Source organism: Nitratiruptor tergarcus DSM 16512 (assembly GCF_027946175.1).
GTDB classification, from domain to species: domain Bacteria; phylum Campylobacterota; class Campylobacteria; order Campylobacterales; family Nitratiruptoraceae; genus Nitratiruptor; species Nitratiruptor tergarcus.
Genome location: NZ_AP026671.1, coordinates 1,431,339 through 1,455,823 on the forward strand (window position 1 = coordinate 1,431,339; position 24,485 = coordinate 1,455,823).

The 24,485-nt window shown below is 33.4% G+C and carries 20 protein-coding genes; 4 read left to right on the top strand and 16 right to left on the bottom strand.

The annotated features are described in order from the left end of the window. Nucleotide 1: 1 nt before the first annotated feature. The 9 genes from cas1b to NITER_RS07600 form a co-directional block, all read right to left on the bottom strand. Nucleotides 2-991: a type I-B CRISPR-associated endonuclease Cas1b gene (gene cas1b / locus NITER_RS07560; RefSeq protein WP_143779617.1), complete on the bottom strand. Its 990-nt coding sequence runs from the start codon at nt 989-991 to the stop codon at nt 2-4. Continuing rightward, a complete protein-coding gene (cas4, locus tag NITER_RS07565; RefSeq protein WP_084275132.1) occupies nt 984-1,478 on the bottom strand; it encodes a CRISPR-associated protein Cas4 in 495 nt (164 codons plus the stop codon). The genes cas1b and cas4 overlap by 8 nt, the downstream gene beginning before the upstream one ends. Beyond that, nucleotides 1,475-3,736 (bottom strand): CRISPR-associated helicase/endonuclease Cas3, encoded by a 2,262-nt coding sequence (locus tag NITER_RS07570; protein ID WP_084275131.1) that lies wholly within the window; start codon nt 3,734-3,736, stop codon nt 1,475-1,477. The genes cas4 and NITER_RS07570 overlap by 4 nt, the downstream gene beginning before the upstream one ends. A gap of 2 nt (nt 3,737-3,738) precedes the next feature. Further along, on the bottom strand, nt 3,739-4,446 hold the full coding sequence (gene cas5b, locus NITER_RS07575; RefSeq protein ID WP_084275130.1) for a type I-B CRISPR-associated protein Cas5b: 708 nt from the start codon (nt 4,444-4,446) through the stop codon (nt 3,739-3,741). 2 nt (nt 4,447-4,448) lie between these two features. After that, nucleotides 4,449-5,375 carry a type I-B CRISPR-associated protein Cas7/Cst2/DevR gene (gene cas7i, locus NITER_RS07580; protein ID WP_084275129.1) on the bottom strand — a complete coding sequence of 309 codons (927 nt, stop codon included), beginning with the start codon at nt 5,373-5,375 and terminating at the stop codon, nt 4,449-4,451. Further along, nucleotides 5,375-7,081, bottom strand: coding sequence for a type I-B CRISPR-associated protein Cas8b1/Cst1 (gene cas8a1 / locus NITER_RS07585; protein ID WP_197685280.1), 1,707 nt, complete (start codon nt 7,079-7,081; stop codon nt 5,375-5,377). Before cas8a1 ends, cas7i begins: the two co-directional genes overlap by 1 nt. Next, nucleotides 7,078-7,794, bottom strand: a complete 717-nt coding sequence (cas6, locus tag NITER_RS07590; RefSeq protein WP_084275128.1) for a CRISPR-associated endoribonuclease Cas6 — start codon at nt 7,792-7,794, stop codon at nt 7,078-7,080. The genes cas8a1 and cas6 overlap by 4 nt, the downstream gene beginning before the upstream one ends. Nucleotides 7,795-8,070: 276 nt before the next feature. Continuing rightward, a complete protein-coding gene (gene trxA, locus NITER_RS07595) occupies nt 8,071-8,442 on the bottom strand; it encodes a thioredoxin (protein WP_084275127.1) in 372 nt (123 codons plus the stop codon). A 100-nt stretch (nt 8,443-8,542) separates the two neighbouring features. Continuing rightward, nucleotides 8,543-8,614 carry a hypothetical protein gene (locus NITER_RS07600; protein WP_197685353.1) on the bottom strand — a complete coding sequence of 24 codons (72 nt, stop codon included), beginning with the start codon at nt 8,612-8,614 and terminating at the stop codon, nt 8,543-8,545. Between the two features lie 313 nt (nt 8,615-8,927). On the opposite strand from NITER_RS07600, the gene NITER_RS07605 reads away from it, so the two are divergent. Next, nucleotides 8,928-12,098 (top strand): LVIVD repeat-containing protein, encoded by a 3,171-nt coding sequence (locus NITER_RS07605; protein WP_084275126.1) that lies wholly within the window; start codon nt 8,928-8,930, stop codon nt 12,096-12,098. Between the two features lie 36 nt (nt 12,099-12,134). Here NITER_RS07605 and NITER_RS07610 read toward each other — a convergent pair whose 3' ends face one another. The 4 genes from NITER_RS07610 to NITER_RS07625 all read right to left on the bottom strand — a co-directional run bounded on the left by NITER_RS07610 (nt 12,135) and on the right by NITER_RS07625 (nt 15,182). Next, a complete protein-coding gene (locus NITER_RS07610; protein WP_084275125.1) occupies nt 12,135-12,914 on the bottom strand; it encodes a thiazole synthase in 780 nt (259 codons plus the stop codon). 61 nt (nt 12,915-12,975) lie between these two features. After that, on the bottom strand, nt 12,976-13,722 hold the full coding sequence (locus tag NITER_RS07615) for a TRM11 family SAM-dependent methyltransferase (protein ID WP_084275124.1): 747 nt from the start codon (nt 13,720-13,722) through the stop codon (nt 12,976-12,978). A gap of 58 nt (nt 13,723-13,780) precedes the next feature. Beyond that, nucleotides 13,781-14,308, bottom strand: a complete 528-nt coding sequence (locus NITER_RS07620; protein ID WP_084275123.1) for a hypothetical protein — start codon at nt 14,306-14,308, stop codon at nt 13,781-13,783. After that, nucleotides 14,292-15,182: a DNA adenine methylase gene (locus NITER_RS07625; RefSeq protein ID WP_084275122.1), complete on the bottom strand. Its 891-nt coding sequence runs from the start codon at nt 15,180-15,182 to the stop codon at nt 14,292-14,294. The genes NITER_RS07620 and NITER_RS07625 overlap by 17 nt, the downstream gene beginning before the upstream one ends. Before the next feature lie 119 nt (nt 15,183-15,301). Here NITER_RS07625 and NITER_RS07630 point away from each other — a divergent pair, with 119 nt between their 5' ends. Next, complete coding sequence (locus NITER_RS07630) at nt 15,302-19,237, top strand: calcium-translocating P-type ATPase, PMCA-type (protein ID WP_084275121.1); 3,936 nt, start codon at nt 15,302-15,304, stop codon at nt 19,235-19,237. Further along, nucleotides 19,238-20,506, top strand: coding sequence for an MgtC/SapB family protein (locus NITER_RS07635; protein ID WP_084275120.1), 1,269 nt, complete (start codon nt 19,238-19,240; stop codon nt 20,504-20,506). Here the strand turns inward: NITER_RS07635 and purN are convergent. The 3 genes from purN to NITER_RS07650 are packed head-to-tail and all read right to left on the bottom strand — an operon-like array spanning nt 20,442 to nt 23,315. After that, nucleotides 20,442-21,029, bottom strand: a complete 588-nt coding sequence (gene purN, locus NITER_RS07640; RefSeq protein WP_084275119.1) for a phosphoribosylglycinamide formyltransferase — start codon at nt 21,027-21,029, stop codon at nt 20,442-20,444. The genes NITER_RS07635 and purN overlap by 65 nt on opposite strands. Then, nucleotides 21,023-22,414 (bottom strand): NAD(P)H-hydrate dehydratase, encoded by a 1,392-nt coding sequence (locus NITER_RS07645; RefSeq protein ID WP_084275118.1) that lies wholly within the window; start codon nt 22,412-22,414, stop codon nt 21,023-21,025. Before NITER_RS07645 ends, purN begins: the two co-directional genes overlap by 7 nt. Beyond that, nucleotides 22,398-23,315, bottom strand: coding sequence for a LysR substrate-binding domain-containing protein (locus NITER_RS07650; protein WP_084275117.1), 918 nt, complete (start codon nt 23,313-23,315; stop codon nt 22,398-22,400). Before NITER_RS07650 ends, NITER_RS07645 begins: the two co-directional genes overlap by 17 nt. 105 nt (nt 23,316-23,420) lie before the next feature. On the opposite strand from NITER_RS07650, the gene NITER_RS07655 reads away from it, so the two are divergent. Next, entirely contained in the window at nt 23,421-24,473 is a 1,053-nt protein-coding gene (locus NITER_RS07655) for a YeiH family protein (protein ID WP_084275116.1), read from the top strand. Nucleotides 24,474-24,485 lie beyond the last annotated feature (12 nt).

The window sequence follows — 24,485 nt, forward strand, 5'->3', positions numbered from 1 at the left end:
ATTACCACCAAATTTTAAAGTGTTTATATTCACTTTCTCCTAACAAATGTTTAATAAGCTTATAAAGTTCTAATCTTATTAATCTTTTATATTTAATTCTTTTTCTAAACTTTTTATGCAAAATTGTCCTATTCATTCTTTCTTCAAAAGCAGTTATGACTTTTTTTCTTCCTTCTTCTTTTAAATAGGCAAAATTTAATGATTTATCAAAATCTTTTTTGGACAATTTTCTATCATTTAACATTTCAAAAATCAATCTATCTCCAAAAATAGGTTTAAATATTTCTGCAATATCTAATGATAAAGAAAATCTTCTTGTGCTTGGCTCATGAAGATAGCTTATTGTTGGATTTAATTGTGTTTTATATATCTCTTTTAAAACAAAAGTATAAATAAGGCTATTAACAAAAGAAAGTAGAGCATTTATCATATTATCTGGAGGATTTTTTACTCTTTTTTTAAAATCAATATCTTGAGTAATAATTTTTTCAAAACAGCTATAATATATATCTTTCGCATTACCTTCAACTCCCATTAAAGCTCTAATTCCATGTTGTTCATCAACACTTTTATATAATGATTTTAAAATTTCTATTTCATTATCAATTTTTTCTTTATATCTTTTAATATTTGCAATAGCCCCATAAATAGCACCTTTTACAAATTCTTTAGCAATAGAGAGTCTCTTTTTTCTTGAAGTAAAATATTTTACTTGTTTAACTAATAAATCACCAGACAATAAAAATTCTCTAGGATAATATGTTCCGCTATAAAAACCATAATAGTTAAAAATATGCATCATAATTTGATGTTGTGTAAAATAATTTAAGAGTTTTGTATTAAAGTCAACTTCTCCAAAAATATATAAGGAATCAATATCATTTATCGGTATAGGAACTTTTAATACTTTTTCATTTTCAAAATACTCTAAAAACAGTGTATTATCTTTTCTTTTTATTCTGCCAGATTTAAATATATAATATTCACGCATAACACAACTCATAATAACTACATTTTTTACAAAAAATTTTATCTATAACCTTAGGAGGGATTTTCAAGCTCTTAATTTCTTCAATTTTATTTATTAAATCTTCTAATTTTTCAATATCTCCTTTTTCCAAAATGACAGTAACTCTTTGCCTTAATAATGGATAATCGATCATTCCTTTACAATTTATACCTAAAAGTTTTAATCTATAAAGATAATATTTCATCTGCCAAACATGAGCTTTTTCCATTGTTTTACCTTTTTTTACTTCATGAATCAAAGCATTTTTCTTTTCAAAAAAATCGATTTTTATTCCTTCAAATTCTATCTCTTTTCTTTTATTTTTATAAGTTATTTCATGAATAATTTTTCCTAATTCTACTAATTGATTATTTTGTTCCATTGTTATATCTTTAGAAAAAAGCCATAATTTTCTTTTACAAATAAAATAATAAGCTATTTCAATTCCCGTAATATATAATTTTTTCATAATATATTTTCAACATTTTTATTTTCAATTATTAAGCCTAAACTAACATCATAAGGAAAATTTATAGTAAAAATTTTTTTTCTAAATTTTTCTGGGGTTATTTTGGTTGGGATAATATTTTTTAGTTTATAAAGAGATATACTTACTGTAAACTTATTCAAAGTGTAAAATGCTTGTATTTTTTCAGAATATTTTTTTTCTTTATCTAATGCGACTTCAATTGCTTTTTCTATCTCATCAATATTTTTTTGATAAACTTTTTCTGGAATAACATTTATATTTAAAATTTCTCTGAAAAGCTGTTGAGCTTCTCCTTTGGTATCAGCCTCAAAACCTGCGTCTAAAAGTTTCATGTATTTTTTAAAATCTAGATAAAATTTAGTTTCTTTTATTTTTTCCTCGTTATAAACTTCTTTCATGAGCTCTTGTTTCATACTTTCAGTTAATATTTTTAAATTGTATTTTTTTAAAGCTTCTAATGTAAGTTTTACAATCTCTTTGCTATAAATTTTTCCTTTATCTGATGGTTCTTGTGTAGCAATAATAATATTAGGATTGTCATTTTTATCAATTATTCTTCCTGATTTTCTATAAATCCTTCCCATTCTTTGAATTAAAGAGTCTAAAGTGGAAATTTCTGTAAACAGAATATCATAATCTATATCCAAAGAAGCTTCTACTAATTGAGTTGAAATCCAGATAACTGGTTCACAAGGATTTTTTATTTGTTCTTCTTTTTCTTTTTTATCTCTTTGAATAAAAAGCGAGTGTAGAAGTTTAACATTTAGATTTTTATTATCTTTTAAAAATTTAAACAATTCCTGTGCTTTTTTTACTGTATTTGTAATAACTAAAACTTTTTTACTCTGATTAAATTGAGAAATCATATCATTTGAAAATTCATTAATGGTTTTATCTTCTAATTTAATCTTATGCTTTTTCTCGTCACTAAAAACAGGTTCTAATTCTTCTGCATAATTTTTTAAATATTCATTGATAAAAGGATGAATTGTTGCACTCATAAAACAAAACTTTCCACCATAGTAGGTTATTTCTTGAAGTCCCTTTATTATTACTGCAAGTGTATCTGGTGAATAACTTTGTGGTTCATCTAATACTATTTTTGAATACATCAAAGTGGCATAAATTTTCTCATACCCAGGATACTTAAAAACAGATGTAAATAGCTGGTCAGCTGTGGTTATAGTAATTGGCATAGAGAACTGTCTTGTAGCTTGTGTTTTTATGACGTGTTCTTCAATAGAAAGTAAATCATCTATTTTTTCATTCTCTCTTATTCCATAAAATAAAGCATCACTATGTAAAAGTCCTATCTTTTCCTGGTCTTCTTTAAAAACATTAATAAATCTTTCATACATAGCATTAACAGAAACCCGAACAGGCAAAGTATAAAAAGCTTTATCTTCTCCAATCCAATTTATAGCAAACTCTGTTTTTCCTATGCCTGTTGAAGCAGTAAGTAATACATTCTTATTTCTCTGTTCTTTTGCTTTTTTTTGGAATGGTTTTAGACCTTTAAAATTTTCTTTTTTAGAAAGATAAGATAATAATTTCTCTTCTACATTAGAAATTCTATTTTCCTCTACAGATAGATGTGCTGATGCTGAATGGTCTAATCTGTGAAGAAGTCCTTTCAATAGAATAAAAGTTTTATCTTTTTTGATATTTTTTATCTTAGGAGAGTTAAAGTAAAAACTTTCTATTTTTTTATATAGAATATCAGCTTTATCTGAGGGAATATCTGATATAAAAAACCTATATTTTTTCAGCCACTTTAAAGTATCTATTTTATTTTTTATATCTTTTTCAATGACTTTTAGGAAATATTCTTGTGAAAAATCTATTTTTCGATGATGGTGAAACAAAACAGAAAAAAGGATGTAATTAAAATATCCCTTGGTAATAGTCCCTTTTATTTCAGGAACATATAAGAATATTCCTGAAAGATAGTTATGTGGAATTTCTTTATCTAAATCTGATGGGATTTTTTCTGGCTCATTTAAGTATTTTTTTATCTTTTTTTGAAAATGAGAAGAAACTTTACCTAAATCGTGAAATAAACAAGCAATTTTCAAAGCATTCCAAAAGTTATCAGTAGTTCCAATATCTTTTAATTCCTTACCATATAGTCCTTTTATTCTTTCTAATTCTTTTAAAAGATTTTCTGTATGCCTTTCTAAAGTTTCAGGAACAAGCTTACCATTTTGATAGTAAAGCTTTGCATATACCTTTTCCATATTTAATATCCGATTAAGTCAATAACTCTTTTATCTTCTTCATCAAAAAGGAGATCTCCATCTTCTATATAATCGTGATCTATATATACAACATCTTTCTTTTCAAAATATCTAAGTCCTGTTTTGTCCAAAAGCTCTTTATCATATTTAAAATTCATTCTATAATTTATACCTACAATTCCTAAATTAACAGCTGTTTCCTTATTTAAATAAATGCCATAATCTATTATATGTTCTTCTTCTGAAAAGTCTTTATTTATTGCTTCTATAAAATCAATATAATCAATCCTTATTAAATCTTCTTTTCTTCCAAGGGAAGGATATTCGTTTTTTAGAAGATTTTCTTTAAATAGCTTTAGATATTTTTCTTCTGCTTTAATATATATATTCAAATGGATATCGTAAATATTTGTTACAAAAGTGGGAGATTTTGAAAATACTTTATTTTTGAAACTTTTTAAAACTATTTCCCCTTCTTTGTTTCTTTTTCTATCAAATTTTATAAGTGTTTGCAAATCCTGAACAACAGACGAAAATTTTCCCTGGATACTCATTGACATAGGGATATATTCTTTAGCTTCAACTACAGTATGAAACCATCCTCTAACCGTAGATAAAGGCGGCAACGGATAACTGTCCCAAAAATTAAAACTCATAGGTTTTCTATAATTTGCAAAAATTTGATAAGCTTTTATTTTAAGAAGCTTCACTTTTAAACCCCATAATACTCATTTACTTGTTCTTTTAAAGCTTCAAAGAAATCATTTACATTATAAATTTTCTCTTCAGGTAAAAGATTTTTGATTTCCTTCTCATTTTCCCAGTATCCGCCTACAATTCCTATATAAGAATTATCTTTAACCTTTTTTCCGTTAAAGCTCATTTCCAAAACAGATGAAATAATTGGAGTATCTAAGAGATATTTTCTTGTTTCACGATTGTATTTTATTTTCAATCTTCCTAAGAAAAATGGATTTTTAACATTATAAACTCCGCCAATAGAAAAAAAAGGATTCAAATTTTCCATCCTACCTTTAATGTTTCTATTTAATACTTTTAATACATCTAGAACCATATTGACTCTTCTCGCTTTTTCAGAAGGTTCAAGAGAAATACTATCATTTAAATCTTCTCCGACTCTGTCTAATTCGATTGTAATTGTATAAGAGTATAAAGATAAATGATGTTCAAATTGGAATGGATTTGGATCTGTTCCTGCTCTTTGGGCAAAGTTTAGATTGGTTCCAAATTCTACATCTAAAAACATAGGCTCAAGAGATATAGCAGGAGTTATTCTTACAACTGCAGATCTTGTTAATGAGCCTTTTCCTTGCTCTGTTTTCATATATCCAAATAAATCAGCCTCTATATAATCTTTTATAGTAGCTTCAGGTTTAAACTGGACAACATCTTGATCTGCTGTTAAAGGTTCTTCTTTTTTATTATCTATAAAAAATAATTCCTTTAACATTCTATAGATATCATATCTAATAGCCTGTCTTGATTCATACGACAAAAGTTCACCAGAACGCGAAATTTTCTTAAGTTCTGAAATATTCCCAACTCCTTCTCCATAGTTCAAACTCATTGCATCAAAAATTACTGAAACTGTTAATCCTTTTGGTTGTAAATTAGCCATTATTTTTTTACCTCCTCTTTTTCGTTTCCAAGAAATCCATTTAAAAAGCTATACCCAATAGAATAAAAATCTTCCTTATTTTGCAAAACCTTTATAAAAGAAGAAGGGATTTCTTCCCTATAAGCCATATAAGTTCGAAGTAAAATATCCATAAATTGTGAACTGTTTCCTATTCTAAGTGAATTTAAAAGTTTATAAGAAATTGACTGTATTTTATTTTCCACTTTCTTATCTCTTAAAATATTTGCAAGTTCTTTACCTTCGTAATAAACCCTCCACATTTCATTTTCTGACATATTCATTGTTTTGCCTCCTACATCTTTAATAAATTTTGAAACAAGTAGATTTAAAGTTTGAACTTTATATGGGTTTATATTAGTTTCATAATTTTTTGAGCCATTTTGATAAGCTATATACATTTTTAGAAGTTTGTTTAAGTAATTAAAATAAAGTTTATTTTCTAAGATTAAAGAAATGATTTCCGGAAGTATTGAAATTTTTGTATCTTTTATTTTGTAATAATTTTTGGAAAACTCTTTTAAATTTTCTTTAGTTTGCGATTCTTTTAAAAATTTTGCTTTTTCTCTTGATAGATTAAAAGAATAAACCTTTGGCATTGTTTCATTATTTAGATCTAGTTCTAAGACAGCTATATTTTGAAGAGTAAAAAATGCTTTTTCATAAGATGTTTCTAAAATAAGCTGAGTAAAGAAATCTAAAAGAATGTTTTGGGTCAAATCAGGATTCAATACACTTTTTAATAAATTATTTTTACTTACTAAATCAACGATAGAGCTATCAGAATTAACAAAATAAAAAACTTTTTTGCCATCTTTTTGAAGAGGGATTAAACCTGCGAAATAGGAAAAATAAATAATTTCACAAATTTCGCATAAAGGTAGTTTTGGATTAAAATTCCATACAAAATTTATAGAATCTTTATTAAGACCATAAAATTTAGAAATTCCTGTATCAAATATCGTATTTTTCTTCGCTTTTTTTTCCATGCAAGAAATACACAATAACTTTTTATCCTTTTTAACTTTATCTTCTTTTAAAGGTTCTTCAAAATCTTTATAAAATTTTTCAAATCTATTTTTATTTACACTAAGATTTAAAAAACTTTTTTGACCATAAATATTTCTTAGATAAATTTGAACATCACTTTCCCAAAACTCTTCTTTATCTTTTTTCATAATTTCTATAGCATTTTGGAGAAGATTTATTAAAAGATTTACATCTTTTTTGATTTCGTTTTTAGAAGGAATTTTGCCCAGTTTGTCTTTTAATAGCTTAAATCCTTGAAGTATTTTTTTAAATCTGTCAAAGATTTCAATTGGGAGTTTCTGTGGAATTTTATCGTTTTGTTCTTTACCATGGAAATATTTTTTATTTAAGTAATCTAAATTTCCACTGCTTTTTAGGGAGTATAAATCTTCTCTATACTCTTCAAAAAGCTTTATTAAATTTTCGTATCTTCCATACTGATTAAAAGCATAATCAAAAAATCTTTCAGAAAACCCTTCAAAAATTTTTCTATCAAATTCTATATAGTTATCTCCAAACTTAAGTAAATTTTCGTCTTGTGAAATAAGTTCTTTTTTATCTCCAATGGTTTTTAATTCCCATAAATAAGAATTTATATTTAAAAATCCTAGTATACTTGCATTGTAAAGCCAGTCACCTAAATAGACTTTTAGCATCATCGCAATACCTCAACCATACCATATCCTTGGCTTCTTTTTGCTCCAATACCTATATCATAAACAAGTTCTAATAATTTGTTAGGTGCTTTGAGTTGAAAAATGAGATTATTTCCTATTTCTCCTCCATACGTTGGAACTATTACACGTTTTGCTTCAAAAATCTGTATATCCATATCTTTTATCATAATTTCTTTATCTAAAAAGTTTTTAGACAAATTATTTAGATTGTATTTTAGATTTTGAATGAAATCTTCATGATCAAAAGTTAGATAGCCTTTTCCTTTTTTATTTTTTATGTCTCTAACTAAAATTGGAGAAAGTGATTTAAACATCACTTTATTCAATTTTATTTTCTTTTGATAGATAGGAAAAATATCGGTTATAAATTTGATATTTGTATGCAGAGGATCATATTTTTCTAATTTCTTTATTCCATTATAAATAAGTGTAGTTAAAATGAGATTATTTGTAGAGAAATAAAATTTAATATTATTCGTAAGGAATCTATTTGTTATTTTTTGTTTAGAATTGATATGTATAGAAAATGTAAATGGTTTTGAGAGATTTTTTCTTTCATTAAAATAATAATCGTAAAGTCTCTTTCCCTCTTCGGTATGCTTTAAAGCCTCTTTTATAAAAGCAAGAAAAAATTTTCTATATTGTGCAGGAATAAAAACTTCATCAGAATATAAAAAATTTATACCAAAACGCATGGCATACCTTTATAAGTCATCTTATAAAAGAGTACCATTTCTAAAATAAAACTTATGTAAAAAATCGGATGATGTCAAAAAAATGTTCGCAATTTCCTTCTCAGAAAGTTAATTTCATTGAATATCAAGCAGCTTTTTGAAGCTACATAAAAGCATTAGAAATTACATGTCAATCAAGATAAAAAAAGTGAAAGAAATGACTAACATGAAAAGGTTTGAGTTTGATAAGGTAGTAAAAGAGCTGCTTCCTGGTAAAACAGTTGGCAAAAGCCCCCTTTACTGAGGATTTTGCTGCTGTTTAGCAATTTCTTCGCGGACCTTATCCATATCAAGTTCTTTGACCTGGCGAATGAGATCTTCTAAAGCCTCTTCAGGTAAAAGTCCTGGCTGCATAAAAAGTACTATTCCTTCTCGAATAATAGCAATAGTAGGAATAGAAGAGATATTAAAATGTGCTGCAAGCTCACGCTCTTCTTCTGTGTTGATTTTTCCAAAAAGAATTTCAGGGTACTTTTGGGAAACTTTTTCAAAAATTGGACCAAATTCTTTGCAAGGTCCACACCAAGGAGCCCAAAAATCAAGAATCACAATATCGTGTGAAGCAACTTTGTCATTGAAGTTTTGTGCTGTTAGTGTTTCTAATGCCATAATATGCCTTTATTGAGGATATAAAGAAGTATTATGACAAGATTTTGTTGAAAATTGTATTAACAAGTGGGACAAGCCTACTTTCAATAGAAACTACAAATTACATAACAGTTGCTATTCCAGCATTTACTAATTTTTTAGCCGTAATTGGATTATCATTAATATATGCCATGACTATTAAACCATCTTTGCAAGCACCTCACATGCAAGGATTTGCTATTGTAATCTCTTTGGAATATCTATTACAAAAAAGCGCATCAAATCTGCGTTGCATATTAAATTGAATCAAAAAGATAGTCAATATATAAAATATGTCTCTTTCCCACACACTATATCACTTACCATAATGCTTATTCTGATGGGAATAGTAAAATTAAATTATTATCATAACTTTCCAATTACAATAGCCAAAATAATTTAATTCTAATTTAAACTATTACAATATAGAATGATTAATAGAGTTAAATTCATATAAAGGATTGGCCATGATCCGTTTCGTCTTTCTTTTCCTCCTTGGTTTTGGTTATATATTGGCATCTTCTCTTCCTCCTTATGTAGAAGGATTGGGCACTTATCTGCTTTCAAAAGAGAAATGGAAGATCTATGGAACTTTTTATCAGTACGATTTTGAACAAAATGGCTCAGATTACAATGATTGGCTCTATATATCCGATCAAGGAAGTGCATTTAGGCTTTTAGGCATCACTCCTACTGATGACAATCCTTTTGGTTGGAAGAGATTAAATAAAGCTCCTTCCCAACTTCCAGAAATTGCAGGATACTTCATATTCATCCAATATGATGGCGATAGTGAAACAAGATTTTCATGGGTCTATCTTTCACAAAACTCACAGTCTGTATATAAACTCATGGGGGCAGATCCCAATACCCACTATTTTCAATATCTAGATATCGACAACGATGGCTCTCCAGATAGATTACCCTATATCTGGTTTACTATCAACGATGACAATACTGCTACATTCCATTGCTCAATAGTTCCTGGAACAATCTGTCCCTACTCAAGCAGTAGTTCGTCAGCTCCATCTTCCTCTTCGACCTCAATTCCTACTTCAAGTTCAAGTTCTTGTGCAAGCGATTCTTGCAACCTCGATTGTGCGATTGGTTCCCATTCCAGTGGAGCAGCCAGCTCTGTACCAGCATCTCGTAAAATTGGAAGACTCGATACACCATTTCAATGGTATAACGCACAAGTGAAAATCTACGAAATCTCTTCCACAGGTTCTTTAAATTTACGCAAAACTACTCATACCTATCATCATGTTGGAATATCCGGATTTATTTTTGACTTTTGTGACGGAGCTGAATGCAGTATGTATCATAACAATAGCTACTATCTCGTAGAGGTCAATAAAGGATGTGATTTCGATCCTAATGGTAATGGACAACTCGAACAGTTCGGCAATAAAAATAAAGGGGTTTTGCGACTCATTGTCAAAGGAGATGAAATTTCTCATAGACCAGTGGTCTCATTAATCAGTGAAATTGCTTATGAAAATCTTGCCAGTTATATTAAATATCGCTTCCATCCTCTTGGTTTTCAAGAACAACTTCGTACTGTAGCAAAGAGTCTTTTTACTCATGATATCACAGGCGATAGTAATATTGATGAGAAAGATATAGCGTTTTACCAAGATCTTCAAAACAAAGGAGCGGTAACTCCAACTATAGCACATGATTTGACACATCTTTATGTTGGAATGAGGGATGGTAAATATCCTTCTATGATACTTAACTCCACTTTTGATACTGAATATGTCAATATACCACTGTATGGCAATGCCGTTTGTGTTCATGGAAACAGAGCATATATAGGTAACAACAATAAACTTATAGAGTTGGATATTTCTGATCCTACTCACATTACAAAAGTGCGTGAGAGAATATTGCCATCATCACATAATATAAATGCCATTATTGTATACAGTTCACAAAAATTGGCAGTAGCAACATCTCATGGATTGTATTTTGTCAATACTTCAAACCTCTCTTACGGAAGAGTAGCTCCAATATACACAAATTTCATAGATTTGGCAAAAGATAGTCGCAATAACATCTGGTTGATAGATAGAACAAAATTTTACAAATATGATGCTTCTCAAAATAAAATTTTACAAAGTACGATTCCTTTGGATTTTGCAAACGATATAAAAATAGTAGACAAAAATGGTGTCACGTTCGCAATCATTGCAAATGGAACCGAAGGTGTCAAAATCATTAATCTCTATCCTCGCATCACTCCAACGCATCAACAAAAATTTATTTTCGATATTGACACCCCAGGTCATGCAAATGCTGTAGATGTCAAAGGTAACAACATCTATGTCGCAGATGGACAAAATGGAATCGTCGTTATAGATTTTCAATCGAGATCTATTGTAGGACATGCAAACACTTTTGATTATACTTGCGATATAACAATAGATGGAAGTTACGCTTATGTTGCGGATTATGCAAGTGGATTAATAATGTTTGATCTCTCCACTCCTACTCATCCTGCCATGAGTGGATACATTGATATTCTCTATAATGCCTGTAAAGTTACCAAACTTTTTAAAAATGGCAAAAAATTGGCCTTTGTTTATAGAGATGAAGGTACACAAAGAGGTATCAATATTATTGATGTGTCGAATCCTTACTACAGGGACATTACGCTCTCTGGTGTGGTATCACGCATAACAGAAAAGGGATCAACCATTAAATCTATCGCCAAAAGAGGAAGTATCCTTTATGCTCTTAGTGAAGGCAAACTATTTATCTACTCTATCGCTCCAAATAAGGTTTTCTTGAATAAACTCACAGAATTTATCATTAATCAATCTCCAGCTGATTGGACAGATATTGCTCTTTCCAATCATCTTAACCATCTCTATATCAGTAGCAATAAAAAAGGGCTTATAGAAGTTGATATTACAAATCCTGTGCAACCTCAATCGGTAGGAATTTATCCAGTCCAAAGCACATATACTGATGCAACGCAACTCATTCTCAATAGCGATAGTTCAAAAGCCTTTTTAGCAGATTTTAGCAAAGTCCACATTCTTAGATTATGGTCAACACCTGCCTATCTTGAAGAGCATCTTCTAAATGTGCCAGGTACCATTAACTATATTGCAATTTCAGAGGATGGAACAAAACTTTTTGTCACATATCAAACTTTTGCGACATATCAAAGTCCTCCAGTGTATAAAACGAACATTTACGATATCACATCCAATAACACCTTAAGTCCTTCATTCATCGGTACCATTACTTACAATCAAAATGAATATGTGTATGGGGCCATCCAATTCCATGATGCTTCCCATCTTTTAACCTTCTCCACATGGATGAAATATTATGATATTACAAATCTCAATGCTCCAAGATTAATTGAATCCTCTTCTGCATATCCTACAGTAGTCTTGCATATTGCTGGCAATGATTATGGCTATCGGATATATGGCATAACAAAAGGATATGGTTTAGATGTTTTTGATAGGACAAAGTATAAAGGCTGCTTCAATACTTTTGGAACAACAGATTTTAAAGGAGGAAGAAAGGCTGTAAGAAATGGCAATATATTTTATATTCCTGATGGAAGAATGGGAACAAATATCATAGATGTAAATCTATTTGCACCACATGATCAATAAAAAGAGCCGCCTTTAGGCTCTTTTTAAAGACGCATATCAAAACTGTATCATCCCTTCACTTGGGCTCGATGCCGTTGCGTAAGGTTTTTTAGGAATTCGGCCAGCCAAATAGCTCATACGTCCTGCTTGTACTGCATGCTTCATAGCTTCAGCCATGAGGATCGGATTTTTCGCTTGTGCAATGGCTGTATTTGTTAGTACTCCATCAGCTCCTAGCTCCATAGCAATTGCCGCATCACTTGCACATCCAACCCCTGCATCAACGATAACTGGAACATTCACAGCTTCTTTGACAAAAACTACATTGTATCTGTTTTGGATACCAAGACCACTTCCAATCGGTGCAGCAAGTGGCATTACAGCTGCAGCTCCAGCATTTTCAAGTTTTTTTGCTGTAATTGGATCGTCATTGGTATATGCCATAACAGTAAAACCATCTTTTGCCAATACTTCACACGCTTTAATCGTCTCAATCACATCTGGATAGAGCGTTTTTTCAGTATCTCCTATAATTTCAAGCTTAATGATATCGATACCTGTTGCTTCTCTTACCATCCTAAAGAGAGTAATTGCCTCTTCAGCAGTCGTACAACCAGCACTGTTTGGCAAAAGCTGCACATCGCTATCTTTGAAATAGTCCATGAGGTTTTCTTTATTTGGATCGGTAATATTGACCCGTCGCACTGCCACAGTAATCATCTGTGCACCACTAGCAATTGTAGCATCGTATGTAGTTTTGAAATCTGGATATTTTCCACTTCCAACTATGAGCCTGCTTGTAAATTCATACTTTCCAATTTTTAAGATATCAGCCATCGCTACTCCTATTAGGATAAATTTTGTCTTATTTTATACGAAAACCGCTTCTGTGTCAAAACTAATATTTGTAAAAAACAAAAATATGCTCATGCATAATAAGTAAAAAATTATATTCTTGACTTCTTTTTTTCCAAAATCCAGTAGCTTTACAGTTATGTTGATGTTTAATAATATCTTCTTTTAACAAAAACCCTACTTTTAAAAATCTCTCCATAACTTTATAAGCTAAAGGTTGATATATTTTGTTTCTTCTTGTATCTCCTATTAAAATAGCACAATATTTATCTTTTTTTAATACTCTATAAAACTCTTTTGCAATAATTTCTATCTCATCACAAAATTTATCTAAATCTTTTATATGAGACAAATCACCACTAATATTATCAGAGTATTTAATAATATTTGCATATGGAGGATGCGTAAGAATAAAATCTATACTTTCACCATTTATGAAAGATAAATTGCGAGCATCATTTTTAAAAATTTCAATTTTGGGATTATATGCAGATTCAAAATTTAATGCTCCTTTCGTTAACTCAATTGCATTTTCATTTATATCACATCCAATTAAATTTCTATTTAATAATTTACACTCTATTGCGGTTGTCCCTCCGCCAATCATCGGATCTAAAAGTAAATCTCCCTCTTTTGAATATCTTAAAATGAGATTTCTTGCTACTTCTGGTGCCCAGTTCCCTCTATATTTTGCATTATGTGTTGCCCAACTACCCCTTTTTGGAAAAGACCAAACAGTTGTGCATTCAAGTTCAAAATTTGTTGGTTGAAAAGCTTTTATTTTTTGCATACATTTTTACTTCCAAATCTTAATACTAACTCTGGTATTTATAAGTAAATTATATTATTTAAGGAATACCACCCATTAACATATCTCTTCCAGAATAATTCCAATATCTTATATCTTGCTCAATAAAAAACCATTTAAGACAATGAAGAATTAAATCCACATCATATCCCACTCGAAAATCAAATTTTCCAAAATCTATATTTTCAACTTCTATTTTACATTCAAATATTTTGACAATCTGTTCTTTAAATAAATTATAAAGTTCTGGATTACTTTCTTTTTTTCTTTGTAAATCCTCAATGACATCATCATGCTTTGGATAATCCCTATATTGTCCTGAAGGATTAAAATTAGTATTTGTTACTGTTATTAAAAAATCAAAACCATTTTTTAAATTAGCTGGTCTACGCAATATTACTTCATTTCCATTTTGTAGTTTGGCAACTCTATATTTATACCTACTTGCTTTTTTCCCACTCCCCGTTCCGGGCTCTTCTTCCATAAATTTCTTAATTACCCTTGCCCTCACCTCATTTCTAGTGCCTATATTGGAAAAGTAATTAAGACAATCAATTATTTTTTCCATTTTTTCCTCCTATTTCATAATTCCTTATCACTACCTCACTTATCTTCCCTCTTCCCTCTTTTTTGCTATTGATAAATCTATGCATATACACTATATCAATTCTATATTCTTTATATAAATCTTTAATAAATTTTGTATCAGAGTTACTCTCCATTACAAAACAGCCTCTTTTATCTAACTCTTCGTACACATTAAAAAGTCTTCTTTGCTCATCTTCCAAAAACGCTAAATCAGTATATGAGGTAAACTTGGAAGTCTCACTGAGTGGATAGTAGGGAGGATCGAAATAGATAAAATCCTCTTTTTGAACATATTGCAAAACCTCACTAAAATCTGCAGCTTCAATAACTGCTCCTTGCAAAGCTTTGGAGGCGTTTACTATGAGATCACTATCATATATTTTTGGATTTTTGTATCTGCCTATAGGAACGTTAAAATGCCCCTTCTTATTTACTCTATAGAGCCCATTGAAGCAGGTTTTATTAAGATAAATAAATCTTGCAGCTCGTGTAATTGGATCAAGTTCTTTAAAATCCTCTTTCCTATCTAATTCCCTTATCTTATAATAAAACTCTTTTGAGTGGTTTTCTTGAAACTCTTTTAACTTCTCTAAAAGCTCATCGGGCTTATTTTGCACAATCTTATATGTATTTATAAGCTCTTCATTCCTATCAAAAAGATAAACTTTTTTGTTTTGTAACATTCCTAAATTAAATAGCTCAAAAAAGAGCGCTCCGCCACCTACAAAGGGCTCAAAGTAGTTATTAAATTTCCTTGGAATAAGTGGTAGAAGTTGCGTTAATAAACCTCTTTTTCCTCCAACCCACTTTACGAATGGAGATGCTACACTCTTTTTTTCTACACAATCAACCATAAAAACCTTTGCATTGAAATTTTTCTAAAATATTACCACATAAAATTCTCTTACAAATAACTCTTAATTTTTTACAATACTAAAGAATTAATTGATGTTATAAGTGCTATAATAGCTATATGAACGAGCAACTTTTAGGTGAATTTCTTCTTCTTTTAGCACTTCTTTTTGGCCTGACCTACTTTTTGGCAGGATTTTTTGAAAAACTCAAAATCCCTGGAATTTTGGCTGCCCTTTTTGTAGGTATGGGGATCCACTATACACCTATTGGTTCCATACTGCAATCTGGACTCAATGGTAACATCTTTACTGTACTTGCTGATCTTGGTGTGCTCTTTTTGCTCTTTTTCATAGGCCTACAGATCGATATGAAGGAGATGAAGAGTCAAAGTAGTGACATTATCCTGGCTACAGTGCTCAATACTCTCTTTCCATTCTTGATGGGCGTAGCTGTCATGCTCTATCTTGACTATGGTTGGCTCATCGCTTTTGTCATAGGCCTTACTCGTATGCCAACAGCCGAAGCTGTCATCGTACCAATTTTAGATGAATTTAATATTATTCGTACAAAAGTAGGTAACTATATTGTCGGTGCTGGGGTTCTTGATGATGTCATAGAGGTATTTCTCGTAGCATTTGTCTCTGTCTGGATAGGAATGAAGAGTGGAGTAGTTCAGAGTGAGTCGCAAGAGATTACTGATATTTTAATAAATGCAACCATCTTCATCGCAGCAGCCTTTATTGCTAGAAAATTTATTTTAGTACCTCTATCTAAATGGACAAAAACCTCTGTCGTTAATCTCATAGTATTAATGATTCTCACTCTTTTTATCTTTGGGGGATTTGCTGAATATAGTGATCTTGGTCTTGTAGTAGGTGCAATCGTAGCTGGTATTATCATCCGTCCTGTTTTTAATAAAGCAGGTGAAATTGGCGAAAATGCAACAAAAGCGGTCAAAGCCGTAAGCTACGGCTTTTTTGGAATCATCTTTTTCTTATGGATAGGGATGAGCGTTGACTTAGAGGGTCTCATTAAAGCCCCAGAACTTGCTATTTTGCTCTTTTTGGCTGCATTTGTAGGCAAACTTATTGGTATCCTCCTCATGGTACCTATGAAAAAGCTTACACTCAAAGAGGCTATTACGATAGGCATAGGACTCAATGCAAGACTTACTACTGAAATTATTGTCGCCAAACTGCTTTTGGATGCAAAAATCATCGATACCGAGCTTTTCACAGCTTTAGTAGCCGCTTCAAGTGTCTCTACAATTATCGTACCCCTTACATTCTCTTTGCTTGCTTCCAGATGGAAAGATGAGTTTGTATCTGCACCTGCTATTACACCAAAAGAGCATGCAGCCATCAAAGAAGCTCCAATCCCTTGGCATGCAAAAAAGATTGAAGAAATCATACAGCTTCTACGCACCGATCCTAAAAAGGGGCTTAATAATGAAGAGGTTCAAAAACGATTACAAATCTACGGTCTCAATAAGATAGTTTCAACTAAAAAAATCCCTTGGTATGTTATTTTGTTTCGGCAGTTTACTGATGTGCTTATCCTTATCCTTCTTGTAGCTGCTGGAATTAGTTTCGCCATAGGTGAAGTGGGTGATGGCTGGACTATTATGGCTATTGTTATCCTCAACGGCATCTTGGGTTTTATTCAAGAGTTCAAAGCTGAAAAAGCTATCGAAGCACTACAAAAAATGCTCTCACCCCACTGCAAAGTTATCCGTGACGGTATGCAAAAAGAGATAGAGACCAAATACCTTGTGCCTGGTGATATTGTCATACTTCAAATAGGCGACAAAGTCCCGGCAGATCTTCGTCTTATTGAATCTGTCAATCTTAAAATAGACGAATCTGCACTCACAGGTGAATCGGTACCGGTCAACAAATGGATAGATCCCGTTCCTCAACAAGCCCCTTTAGCAGAGCGAAAAGATATGGCCTATATGGGAACGAATGTTACCAATGGATATGGTAAAGGAGTCGTTGTAGCAACGGGTATGGCTACAGAATTTGGCAAAATTGCCAAACTCACAAGTGAAGTGGAGCAAGCTCCTACACCACTACAACGAAAACTAGCAGTTCTAGGCAAAAAACTTGGCATCATCTCCATTGCAATTTCCGTTCTTGTCGCCATAATTGGATATCTTTTTGGAAAAGATCTTTTTGAGATGTTCATGACAGGCATCTCTTTGGCTGTAGCCGTAGTGCCCGAGGGCTTGCCTGCTGTTGTCACCATTACACTGGCTCTTGGAGTCAAAGCAATGGTCAAACGCAATGCACTGCTAAGAAGACTCCAAGCAGCAGAAAATCTTGGAAGCGCAAATGTCATCTGTACCGATAAAACCGGTACTCTCACCAAAAATCAGATGACAGTCAAAAAAATATGGCTTTTTAGCGAAGAGCTCGAAGCTACTGGCAGTGGCTACGATCCAGCTGGACATTTTGAGAAAAATGGCAAAAAAGTAGACTATAAACATGATAAAGCTCTTTTGAAACTGCTTCATACTGGACTTGTTTGTAATCACGCCTCACTTAAAAAAGATCAAAACGGATGGCATGCTATAGGAGATCCTACAGAGGTTTCATTAATCGTTGCAGCGTATAAAGCATGGCTTGCACCAAAAGATGAAAAAATCATTAGTGAGTTTTCATTTAATAGCGAGCGAAAACGAATGACGGTAATTGTCGAGGAGAATGGCAAGAGAGTTGCCTATATCAAAGGAGCTCCAGAAGTACTCTTGCAAAGAGCTGCATATTATGATGATGGCTCTGGCATCAAGCCGCTTGATGCAAAAATGAAGAAAAAATTTGAGCAAGCTTACATAGAATATGCAAAAAGTGGGCTTCGCACTCTTGCACTTGGATATAGAATTGTTTCAGATTCTATAAAACTTGATCCAGATGATGTGGAAAAAGATATCGTACTTCTTGGTATTGTAGGCATCATCGATCCTCCTCGTCCTGAAGTTCCAGAAGCTATCAAAACGGCCCAAGAAGCAGGCATCAAAGTGATTATGATTACAGGAGATGCCCCTTTAACAGCTCTAGCTATTGCAAAAGAGATAGGACTCAAAGCCTCTCGTGCTATCACTGGTAATGAATTAGCTAGTATGGATGACGAGGCTTTACATAAAGCCATCAAAGAGGATGTGATTTTTGCTCGCGTAGCACCACAAGACAAACTTCGCATCGTCGATATCTTGCAAAAAGAGGGACTCATTGTCGCAATGACAGGAGATGGAGTCAATGACGCTCCAGCACTCAAAAAAGCAGATGTAGGCATTGCCATGGGGCTTCGAGGAACCGATGTGGCAAAAGGAGCGGCAGATATTATCTTGCTCGATGACAATTTTGCATCCATCATCAAAGCTGTCAAAGAGGGAAGGCGCCAATATGACAATATCAAAAAATTTGTCACATATCTGCTCTCTTCCAATACCGGTGAAGTGATTGCCATCTTTGTCAATATTTTACTGGGAGGCCCACTCATCTTGCTTCCTGTACAGATACTTTGGATGAATCTTGTGACTGACGGAATGACTGCAGTGGCTTTGGGTGTAGAGCCTGCAGAAGCCGGCATCATGAAAAGACCGCCACAGGCTGTGAATGCTCCATTTTTGCAGCTGCGTGGTATTATTATGATTATTTTGCTAGGTTCCTATATCGGTTTTGGTACGCTTTGGCTCTTCCACCACTATCTCTCTTTAGGCCTGCCACAAAGCCAAGCTATACCTCTAGCGCAAACTGTCGCCTTTACAGGTATTATCATTTTAGAAAAGATGAATGTCTTCAACTACCGAAGTCTCCATGCGCCTATGCCAGTTATTGGCTTTTTTTCCAATCCTTGGTTACTCCTTGCATGGACTCTTACAGTTGGAGCACAAGTAGCTGCAGTCTATGTACCATTTTTGCAAAACGCACTTCATACAGTGCCACTACAACTCAAAGATTGGTTGCTTATCTTTGAAGTTGCTGTCCCAATTTTTATTATTGTAGAATTGTATAAATGGTTTGAATGGTGGGTACTTAAAAAAAGGAGTTAAATGGATTATCAACTGCTAAAACTCCTCTTCTATGCACTTGCAATAGGTATCATGATAGGATTGCAACGCTCACTTACCTATATTCTTAAAGATGAACAAGTGTTCATGGGTACACGTACCTTTGCCCTCATCTCATTAGCTGGCTTTTTAAGTGGATGGCTGGAGACGAAGGTATCAGGATTTATTTTCGCTACTTTCATAGCTATAACTCTTTTCATTTCACTTACTTATATTTTTAAAGTCCGCACTCTCAAAAAAATAGGCATTACAACACAAATTGCAGCTCTCATTACTTTTATCTTAGGACTTATGGTCTGGTATAGACTGGAAAATTATGCTCTTTTTTTAACTGTCATCATAGTAGTACTGCTTGAAATCAAACCAAAACTGCAACAAATCGAAAGGAATATTTCAGCAACCGATATCAATGCAGTCGTACTGCTACTTGTGATGACCTTTGTCATTCTCCCCCTACTGCCAAATAAGATGATAGGCCCTTATCACCTTTTTAATCCTTATAAAACGTGGCTTATGGCTATTATCATCGCTGGACTTAGTTTTGTAGGATATGTAGCTATTAAAACATTGGGACACAGACATGGTGTACTCATTACAGGAGCTGCAGGAGGTCTTATCTCCTCTACTGCTGTAACAATTACTCTTAGTGATATCTATCCAAAAAATAGTCTCCTTCTTGGCATCTATACTGCTGGTATTGGTATTTCGTGGACATTTATGTTTATCCGTGTCTTCATTGAAACACTCATTATTCATCCAAAACTAGCAATTGTTGTAGCAATTCCATACCTTATAACTGCATTGGCAGGAGCTTTGTATGTTTACAGACTCTATCGTAAAGCTCCTGTAACAAATATAGAGTTCCACAACCCATCTTTAGAAAAAAACCCATTACAACTCTCTGAAGCTATCAAATTTGGTATTTTGTTTGGTATCATCTATGGAGCTATAGCATTCGTTGAGACAAAATATGGAGATATCGGTGTTTATGTAGTCTCTATAATCTCAGGAATTACTGATGTAGATGCAATCACACTGTCTTTGAGTGAAATGGCAAAAGAGCAGCGCTTGAGTCTTGAAGCTTCACTTACTGGAATAGTTCTTGCTAGCTACACCAATACACTTGTCAAACTGGCTTTTGCCTATTGGCTTGGAGGCAAAGAGCTTGGCTGGAGTGTGACAAAATTCACACTCCTTGTGACAGTGACTCTTTTTGGAGGAATATATCTAGCAGATCTGCTATTACTTTAGGGTAGAGTTCATATTCTAGCTCATGAATCTTTGCTTCAAACTCCTCCAAACTCTCATTGTCTCTGTGAAAGCATGCTTGATCGATAATCTTGCCGCCATCAAGCTCTTCACTTACCCAGTGTACCGTCACTCCAGCTACTTTCATATCTGAAGCATAGCTTCTCTCTATTGCTTTTGCACCTTTGAAAAGTGGTAAGAGAGACGGATGTATATTGATAACATTTTTGATATTTTGTGTAAAAACTGGGCTTAAGATGCGCATAAATCCTGCCATTACTACCAAATCTGGCTTATATTTTTTAATCTCTTTTACTAATACTTCATCAAAAGTTTCACGGCTCTCATATTTTTTATGATCAATAATGACTACAGGAATTCCCAGTTTTTTTGCTCTTTGAATGCCATAAGCTTGGGGGTTATTGGTAATTGCAGCCACAATCTCCACTTTGTCATGCAGTTTCTTGGCAATGTTCTCGAGATTAGTGCCATTGCCACTAAAGAGTATTACTATTTTCTTCATAATTTTCCAATCACTTCTATGAGATCTGATGGAGCAAGAGCATAGTTTGCTTTATCTACTTTTCTACTTGCAATGGCATGGGCAAGGCTTCCTTGAATTGCAGCCTCTAGTGGATCGTACCCTTGTGCTAAAAGTGCTCCAATAAGACCAGTCAGTATATCCCCACTTCCCCCTTTTGCCAAAGCGTTTGTACCAAGCGGATTGATAAAAAACTGTTCGCCTTGTGCAATGATTGGATTAGCTCCTTTTAATAAGAGAACCACTTCTGGATAGGCCTTGGTAAAAATCTTTGCTGCGCCTATACGATCACGTTGAATCTCTTCCACACTCAGATCTGCTAGATTTAAATTTCTAAGAAGAGCACCAAACTCTTTTGGATGAGGAGTAAGCACTACCTTTTCTCGCTTGACTATCTCTTGGATTTTGGAGCTATAAAAGAGATCTGCGTCTATTACCATAGGAAGATCTTTATGCAAAAACTCTTCAAGATCCTCATCACTATACTCCATCCCAAGTCCCATACCAGCTGCAAGAGCTGTAGTCTTTGGCGGTAGATGTGATGAGTGCATGAGCTCATAAGGTACTTGAATCTTTTCACAAGTGACTAACGTTACAAGCCCTACTCCATAGCGCAATGCTGCAAGTGCTGCCATGATTGCTGCACCCTCTTTTTCTCCTGCAATAAGTGCCAAGTGACCATAAGTGCCTTTATTGGAGTTGAATCGTGTACGATAGGGAGGCTTAAGATCGCTCTCTTCTAAGAGCTTGTAGTCACTCTCACTCTCATAAAGCTTGCTGCTTATTCCCAGATCTGCAACGATTACTTTACCCACATAATCTTTTGCCAAATCCATAAAGAGTGATAGTTTCATAGCACCCATCGTGATAGTAAGATCAGCCACAAAAGCAACCGGAAGAGGATTACCCTTACTATCTATTCCACTCGGAATATCACATGCAATTTTAAAGCTTTGTAGCTCATTAAGCCTTGTTATAATGTGCTGGCTCTCTTCATTAAGAGGTTCTGAAAGACCGCTTCCAAAGAGAGCATCCACAACTATATCTGCATCAGTTAAATTCTCACTGAGTTCCCCTCCGCACGCATAAAATCGCTCAAGCTGTAGCTTACACATGCTACTCTTCGCACCATAAGGCATAAATAGATGCACATCATATTCACCAAGTAGCTGTCTAGCACACGCTACACCATCTCCACCATTATTTCCAGGGCCTGCCACGATAAGCACTTTTGCTCCTGGCTCAAAGCGTTCCTTAATCTGATCAGTAATTGCATACGCTGCATGCTCCATCAAGATATCTTCTGGTAACTGATAGATATCATAGCAGCGATGATCGAGTTTTGTTACACTCTCATATAGATTGCGCATATTTATCTCCTAATATTCGGGCAAATCTACTTCTTGCATAGAGGCTAAATTTTTTGAAGAGTTCGCTTTGATATTTGCTTTTGTGGTAGACTTGATAAAAGTCTCTACCAAATTCAAAACCTTTAATTTTAAGCTCATACAACTCACCATTTTCAAGATACTTTTTCACTGCTATCTTACTCACACAGCTTAAACTCTCATCAACCTCTTTGAGGACATTAATAATAGCCTCTGTATGACGCAGTTCAAGATATATATTGAGCTCATTTGCAAATTTTCCTAACTGCTTCATAAATTCACTTCTCGTTCCACTCCCCTCTTCACGTAAAATCCACTTTTTATTGAGGAGATTATCTATAAAATACTCCTTTTTTCTCATAAAAGATTTATCACCAGTAATAACAACCAGTTCATCTTTGCCCATAGGGGTAAAGACACAATGGCTACAAATGATTTCACCTTCAATATATCCAATATCTATCAAGCCATCTTCTACCATTTTCGCAATTTCAGAAGTATTAGCTATTTTCATAGAGATCTTGACTTCTGGATACTCTTGCATATATTCACATACAATATGGGGCATAATATAATCGGCAATTGTAGTACTACACCCAATAATGAGCTTTCCTTTATTTTCCATAGACATGAATTCCGACTCAATATCGCGCAGTCTATATATGAGGGGCTCTATCTCCTCATAAAACATTCGCCCTTTCTCATTGAGTACAAGTTTTTTTTGCACTCTTTCAAAAAGCTTACAGCCAAGTATCGATTCGAGCTCTTTGAGAGACATTGAAACAGCTGACTGGCTCAGGCCAAATTTTTTTGCTACTTGCGTAAGATGCCCAATTTTTGCAACTTCTAAAAAGAGTTCCATCTGTCGCAATGTAAAACGCATAGGATGCCTTTTCAATATTTTTTATTATTATATATTATTTTATTTATTTTACTTATTAAATTAAAGGGTTTATAATATAAACATCAAATTCTATAAAGGAGCGAGATGGCATTTAGTAAAGAAAATATCAAATATACGCTCAACGGTATCCTCTTTGTAGCACTTTTTACCATAGCAGCTATACAGATTTCACAAGTGAGTTTCATCAAAGCTCTTGCTATTAGTCCACTGATTATCGGTATTGTCATAGGAATGTTCTACGCAAATACCTTGCGCACGCATATTCCAAAAGAGTGGGTTCCTGGTATTGTTTTTAGCTCTAAGCAACTTCTACGCTTTGCTATTATTTTGTATGGCTTTCGCATCACTTTCCAGCAAATTGCTGAAGTGGGACTTGCAGGTCTCACAGTCTCTACAATTATGCTTACAACTACATTTATTCTTGGTTGGTGGGCAGGAGTAAAAATCTTCAAACTCGATCGTGATACTGCAGTTCTCACTGCATCTGGCTCAAGTGTATGTGGAGCAGCCGCCGTACTTGCAACTGAGCCAGTACTCAATGCTGAACCCTATAAAAGTGCGGTAGCTGTTGGAACAGTTGTGCTTTTTGGGACAATAGCAATGTTTACCTATCCAGCCCTCTATAAAGCAGGGTTCTTCAATATGGATCCGGCCACATACGGTATTTATGTGGGCGGTACTGTTCATGAGGTTGCACAAGTAGTTGCAGCAGGAGGAGCAGTAAATGAAATAGCGATGAATGATGCTGTCATTGTTAAAATGACTCGTGTTATGATGATTGCTCCACTCCTCATTATCCTTGGCATTCTTATCTCAAGAAGAGCACAGACTGCTACAGGAGGGGGGAAAAAATTCAATATCACCATTCCTTGGTTTGCTGTTTGGTTTATTGTGATGGCTGGAATAAACTCTTTTCTCGTTAATATTGAGAGCCTTAAACCTATTATTGCTAGTATTAATCAGTTTGATACATTTTTGCTTACTATGGCAATGACAGCTCTTGGAATGGAAACAAGTGTAGAAAAATTTAAACAAGCCGGTGCAAAACCTGTGCTCTTAGCACTTCTCATGGCTGTATGGCTTATGGTTGGTGGTTATTTTATAACAAAAGGCGTAGTAGCTATCTTTGGTGCCTAAGAAGGTACCTCT